6 protein-coding genes and 1 pseudogene are annotated in these 6086 nt (G+C 34.7%); all 7 read left to right on the top strand.

All coding sequences use genetic code 11. From position 1 onward, the window contains the following. The first annotated feature begins 645 nt into the window (after positions 1-645). The 7 genes and pseudogenes from G322_RS21965 to G322_RS0116925 all read left to right on the top strand — a co-directional run bounded on the left by G322_RS21965 (position 646) and on the right by G322_RS0116925 (position 6058). A pseudogene (locus G322_RS21965) lies at positions 646-1017 on the top strand (VOC family protein). Positions 1018-1136: 119 nt separating this feature from the next. Continuing rightward, positions 1137-1577: a GFA family protein gene (locus tag G322_RS0116950; protein ID WP_022942898.1), complete on the top strand. Its 441-nt coding sequence runs from the start codon at positions 1137-1139 to the stop codon at positions 1575-1577. A 122-nt stretch (positions 1578-1699) separates the two neighbouring features. Beyond that, a complete protein-coding gene (locus tag G322_RS0116945; protein ID WP_022942897.1) occupies positions 1700-2272 on the top strand; it encodes a hypothetical protein in 573 nt (190 codons plus the stop codon). 153 nt (positions 2273-2425) lie between these two features. Further along, entirely contained in the window at positions 2426-2914 is a 489-nt protein-coding gene (locus G322_RS21225) for a lecithin retinol acyltransferase family protein (protein WP_022942896.1), read from the top strand. A 121-nt stretch (positions 2915-3035) separates the two neighbouring features. Continuing rightward, the gene (locus G322_RS0116935; protein WP_022942895.1) at positions 3036-3848 is read left to right on the top strand and encodes a DUF2971 domain-containing protein; all 813 of its coding nucleotides are present in this window, start codon (positions 3036-3038) and stop codon (positions 3846-3848) included. A gap of 158 nt (positions 3849-4006) precedes the next feature. After that, positions 4007-4423: a hypothetical protein gene (locus G322_RS0116930; RefSeq protein ID WP_022942894.1), complete on the top strand. Its 417-nt coding sequence runs from the start codon at positions 4007-4009 to the stop codon at positions 4421-4423. Positions 4424-5044: 621 nt separating this feature from the next. Continuing rightward, positions 5045-6058: a DUF2971 domain-containing protein gene (locus tag G322_RS0116925; RefSeq protein ID WP_022942893.1), complete on the top strand. Its 1014-nt coding sequence runs from the start codon at positions 5045-5047 to the stop codon at positions 6056-6058. The last annotated feature ends 28 nt before the right edge of the window (positions 6059-6086 follow it).

The following is a 6086-nucleotide window of genomic DNA, read 5'->3' as shown; positions in this document are numbered from 1 at the left end:
ACCGACAAGAAATTTACATTTTTTAATGATCCTGATGGTCTTCCATTAGAGATATATGAGCAAGTTGCCATATAACAAGCACTTTAAACGGAACATAAACAGTTGGCTATGTTTCGCTTCGCTACACTATATTAGCCAACTATTTCTGTCCGCTTAAGTGAGCGTTAGTTTGCCTTAAAATTTGTGCGTGTTTTTAGTTTCTGAGTAGTGATTTCTAATCTGAATCTAGTTGTTTTATGTTTGTAAGTTGGTGCGTTGTGAGCTTTGTCAGTCTGCTCATTCCGCCAAAATAGGCTGTCGCTAATAGTCGTCTTAGAAAGGGTGCAAACGATACGCGAAGAGATCAGGATGCTCCATTAGTTTCCACTTATTTTATAATGGCGGAATTCTGTTAGTAGTTTTTGCATGTTTAGCTTCGAGTGTGTCATGGTTTTCAATGTTGCTCGTGGTTTTTGATGATAAATAAGTGTAAAGTCACTAATAATCAGTAAGTTATATCTATCTGTAGTGTTGTCCAAAAGGCAACTAACAAGCAATTCAAGCGGAACTAAAACAGTTGCCTAAGTTTCGCTTCGCTACACATTATAGGCAACTGTTTTAGTCCGCTTAATATGGGCGTTAGGCATCATATTATAAGGAGTTTCTATGAATCTTAATTAAGTTACATTAACAGTTAAAAATATCGAAGAGTCAGTGAAATTCTATAAACTTCTCGGCTTTAAACAAATTGTAGGCAATGATCATTACGCCCGTTTTGAATGTCCTGAAGGTGATTCTACATTTTCAGTGTTTTTAGGAAATCCTGAGTCTAAAAACAATAGTGTTATTTACTTTGAGCATGAACAACTGGATGATTTAGTGAATGTATTAAAATCTAAAGGTGTTGAATTTGTACAAGAGCCTAAAGATAAAGATCATTTATGGCGAGAGGCCATGTTGACAGATCCCTCTGGGAATGAAATTAAACTATATTGGGCGGGTGAAAATCGTTTGAATCCACCTTGGCGCATTAAATAAATGCCTAACAAGTCGTTTAAACGGAATAAAAACAGTTGGTTATCGCTACGCGATTTTAACCAACCATTTTTATCCGCTTAACGAGGCGTTATATGTTTATCAATTAAGGTGTCATCAAAATGTCTCACTCAGAAACAAACTGCCTTTGTGGTGCTGTAAAAATCATCGCTGAGGAAATTAATCCTAAGTTTACTGTGTGCCATTGCCAATCATGTAGAACTTGGGGCGGTGCTCCATTCTTTGCTGTGAAGTGCGGTACTAAAGTAAAATTTGAAGGTGAAGATAAAGTAAAATTTGAAGGTGAAGATAAAGTAAAAATGTACGAATCATCATCTTGGGCATCTCGTGGTTTTTGTACCGAATGTGGAACTCATCTGTTTTATAAATTTAAAGCAACAGGTGAATATAATATGCCAGTAGGTATGTTTCCAAACTTGAAAGGATTGGAAATGGATATGCAGTATTTTAGTGACATGCGACCTAGTTATTACTGCTTTTCAAATGAAACAAAAGAAATGACTACAGCTGAGATAATGGCTTATTTTGCAGCTGAAGTGTAACTAAACATATAACAAGTTGCTTAAACGGAAAAATAACAGTTGGCCATCGCTTCGCGATTATAGCCAACCATTATTTTCCGCTTAGCAAGGCGTTATGTTTTTACTCAATCTAGGAGAAAGTTTTGGATTATAATTTGTTGAATAGTTTGATAACACTGCTTGTTGGTGGTGTTGCATTCGCAGTGTATACCTTGAATAAACGTCATGAAAAATCTAGTGCTGCAACGATTATCATTATGGATATCAGACATGCTGAGGGGGTTGTGCAATCAATTTTGGAGCGAAATCAAATCGATATATCAACGAAAGATGTTCTATCTGAAAATAATTGGTCTAAATATAAGCATCTGTTTGCCAAAAATTTTTCTCAGGATGATTTTGTTGCATTTAATCGCTTTTTTGACTCTTGCGTAGAAATGTCTGATGCAAGAAAGAGGCTTAGAGAAGTCTTCTATACATCATTAAATACTAAAGCACAGTTGGTTCAAGAGAAAATTCACAGTATAGCTAATTTAGATACTCCAGAAGGTCAAGTCGAAGCGGAAAAGGTCTTTAAGGAAATATCTAACGGTCATCGTGCTTTTGATCCGAATGAACCCAAAGAAAGAATCATGAAAAATTTGCAAATGATGGGCAAACTATCCAATACACCGTCTTTTGATAAATTAAAGAATTTTAGTGGCTCAAAAACATAACAAGGCAATTAAACGGAACTAAAACAGTGGGTTACGTTCCGCTTCGCTCCACATTTTAACCCACTATTTTAGTCCGCTTATTGCGGCGTTAGCTTCCCTTGAAGTTTCGAGTGTTAGCCCCAATATATCAACTTTAAATTATAAGGAAGTAAAATGTATAAGTTAGGTGATGTGTTATCAATTCAATATCTTGGTTTCAAGCATTATGGTATTTATTCTGGGAATAATACTGTTGTTCATAATTCTAAGAAATTTTTCAAAGTTGAAGAGATCTCGATAGAAGATTTTAAAGACGGCAAAGAGATAATTTTAAGTAGTATAAAATCATTGAATCCAGAATTAGCTATCCAAACAGCTAAAAAGTTTTTAGGCGTTCCATATAACTTGTTCTCTGAAAATTGTGAGCATTTTGTGCGCGTCGCATGTGGCCTTGCAAAAGAAAGCACCCAAGTGCAGAAGTATTTAATCACAGCACTTGGAACAGGCGTTCTTTTAAAGTCTGATAATGTAATTCTTCAGGCTGCAGGTGGAGCAGCTGCGATTGGAGCCTTGCTTACGCCTAGTGAGAAAAGCCCTGTTAAAAATGCGGCTGTTCTTGCTTGCTTAGTTGCAGGAATTGCTTTCATAGCATCGGAAAGCTAACAAGGCAATTAAACGGAACTAAAACAGTGGGTTACGTTCCGCTTCGCTCCACATTATAACCTACTGCTTTAGTCCGCTTATTGCGGCGTTAACTTCCCTTCGTATATTGGAGCCGTTTAATTTGTTCAATAATAAAGTATTCAAATATAGAACATTCAATGAGTTTTCTATAACAGAATTAAATAATAGAACTTGGTGGTTTTCAACAGCTAAGAGCTTTAACGATCCTTTCGAGTTTAAATTCGTGGAAAATATTATTGTTCCAAAAAACAGGAAAGATCTTATTGAATGGCTAACGCATGATGATATTAACCAAAGTGAGATTGATTACCTTGAAAGTGCTTCAATATCTGAGTTACTGGATGGCGTAAATAATTTAGTAAAACACACAAAAGATGAGCACAACTCAATTCTTTCGGATAAAGAAAACACAAGAATTTGCTGCTTATCTCAAGAATGTAAAGACCCATTAATGTGGTCACATTATACTGATGGCATGAAAGGTTTTGTTGTTATTTACAATCAATTCAAAACTCAGAGCGGTGAGTTTCTACCTTGCATTCCTGTTTGTTATGTTAATGAGCCACCAATAATTACTTTCGAAACAATTAAGCTAGAGAATTCCCACGGTGGGTTCGAATTAAATCGTAAGTTAATCGCCACAAAACATAATCGATGGAGTTATGAAAAAGAAGTTAGATTTATTGTATGCCCACGGCATGGAGATAAAATGCTTTCTAGGGTTAAGCTGAGAGATGGCGGTATTTTTGATTTACCCGAAGATGCTATCTTTGGAGTTATTGTGGGCGAATATATGACTAAAGACCACTTTAAAGTAATAGAAACTATATGTAAGTCTAATAATTACAAAATGTATAAAGCTAGCATGAACAGCAGTAAATACGAGATAGATATAGCTGAAACGGGAAGTTAACAAGGCGTTTAAACGGAACTAAAACAGTTGGTTAGGTTTCGCTTCGCTACACATTATAACCAACAATTTTAGTCCGCTTAACGCGGCGTTAGGCATCAGTGTTACCACAATTAGAGAACCGCTTCTATAGTTAGATGACGTCTATATTGAGGTGACTTATGAAAGAAGATCCTAGCAATACCCCTAGTAGTAATAAACGAGATAAGCTCCTTTGGTGGAAAATGTTTTGCGGAATGAATATTTTATTTATGTATACATTGGTATTGTCGGCTTTTAAAGGAAATTGGCCAAATCCATTATATTATGTAGAAATTTTTATAACGTTTTTTGCTGGTATTGTATTGTTCTTATTTGTAAGTTCTAAAGCTGTGCTTGGAGTTGTTTTTTGGCGCTATTTTTTCTATGTTTGTTTGATTGAAACCATAATTCATGAAACATATAAGTTATTAATGGTACTTCCGTTATTAACAAGTTATATAGAGTATTCTACTGGGCTATTGTATTCGATAATGTTAGTTCGGGTTGTATATCTTTATTCATATAAATCTCATTTAATTTGGGATGATAATGCCTAACAAGGCGTTTAAACGGAACAAAAACAGTGGGTTACGTTTCGCTTCGCTACACATTATAACCCACAATTTTTGTCCGCTTAACGCGGCGTTATATGTCGCTACCTTTTAGGTTATGTTTTAGCTTTTCATATACGCTTTGGTTACTGTTTTACCATGCTGTTTGTTGAGGTTTCCTAAAATAGAAAAGATGAATTGTAACCTTGATTGTGCCGTCACTTTCATTGACTAACTTGTAATTCATCAATCTGAAAGTCGTAGTATTTTAGTAGCCTAATTTTGTTTTATTTTCAATTCGTCAGCTAGCTTTTGAGTTTATTAGCGAAATCAGAAAGAGTGCTTTCAAACGTTCGTAAACTGCTTAATTATTAGTTTTGTGTAAATTTCGTAACGTGTTTTCTACGGAGTTCAAAGTTAATAATTAATTGGCTTTAAATCGTGGTGGTTTGCGTTATTATTCCATTTCGTTATGTACTTGTATTATCAGAGGTTTTAAACTGATCGCGAGCATCTAACAAGTAATTTAAACGGAACTAAAACAGTTGGCTAAGTTTCGCTTCGCTACACATTATAGCCAACAATTTTAGTCCGCTTAATGTGGGCGTTATATGGCAAAGGTATCCAATGAGAGTTTTTAAGTATCGTGGAGGTGAGTTTGATAGAGATTTAAATTCACTATCAGAAAATACCTTTTGGGCTCCAACTCGAGATGCACTCAATGATCCTTGCGAGGGGTTATTTACTCAAGATAATATCGATATACAATTTAATTTTATAAATAGAGTACTCGTTCGTGAAAATAAGGAGTCTGATGCAGCTTTTCAAGCTGTTAAAAACTCGCTGGATGAAGTATATAAATTTGTCGATAAGTCAGGAGTCTATTCATTAAGTGAAACTCCGTTAGAGGAATTGTTATGGGCACATTATGGCTGTAGTCATACCGGATTTTGTGTCGAATATGATTTAGATAAACTTATCGAATATGAAAAACATGATTACCAAATAATAAATGTAAAATATAAAAATTCGCCTCAGTCTGTAAATGTAAGCGATATAAGTAAACCTGATCGACTAATAGCAAAAATGTTAGGCATAAAATCTAAAGTTTGGAAATATGAAAAAGAGATTCGAGTTGTAACTTCAATCGCAGGGGCTAACTCTTATGATTACAGAGCTGTAAAAGCAATATATCTTGGTTTAAGAATCTCGGATGCTGATAAAAATAGGTTAATGGAAGCTCTCAAAGGAAGAGGTATCAAATATTTTCAAATTAAGTTGAAATCTTCAAGCTACAAATTTTCGTTTACAGAAATAGAAGATTGCTTTGCTGGTTGCAATGCGTATAAATATTCAATTGCTCCAATATTGGAACATGCTATCAGCCCTGATTACGTTAATGAAAAATATGCCCAATATGTAAGCTATTTATACAAAGCTGCAGAAATTGTTCGAAGAGAGCCGTATTGTAATGAAGTACAAATGGTTGAGTTTAGTCCAGATAAAAGTGACGTTAGTAATCCTGTAATATTCGTGCAATATAAACGAAAAGAAAATAGATATATTAATCATTACTTATCACTCAAAGAAATCGATGAACAATACGTTTTGATTAAAGATCTCGATATAGAAGCCATATAACAAGGCAATTAAACGGAACTAAAACAGT

Origin of the sequence: Psychromonas hadalis ATCC BAA-638 (assembly GCF_000420245.1) — a bacterium.
Taxonomy (GTDB): Bacteria; Pseudomonadota; Gammaproteobacteria; order Enterobacterales; family Psychromonadaceae; genus Psychromonas; species Psychromonas hadalis.
This window is presented reverse-complemented; position numbering and strand designations above follow the sequence as displayed.

Coding starts and splice junctions, on each gene's coding strand:
- G322_RS0116950 (WP_022942898.1), top strand. CDS start 1,137: ATGTCTCACTCAGAAACAAACTGCCTTTGTGGTGCTGTAAAAATCATC.
- G322_RS0116930 (WP_022942894.1), top strand. CDS start 4,007: ATGAAAGAAGATCCTAGCAATACCCCTAGTAGTAATAAACGAGATAAG.
- G322_RS0116925 (WP_022942893.1), top strand. CDS start 5,045: ATGAGAGTTTTTAAGTATCGTGGAGGTGAGTTTGATAGAGATTTAAAT.
- G322_RS21225 (WP_022942896.1), top strand. CDS start 2,426: ATGTATAAGTTAGGTGATGTGTTATCAATTCAATATCTTGGTTTCAAG.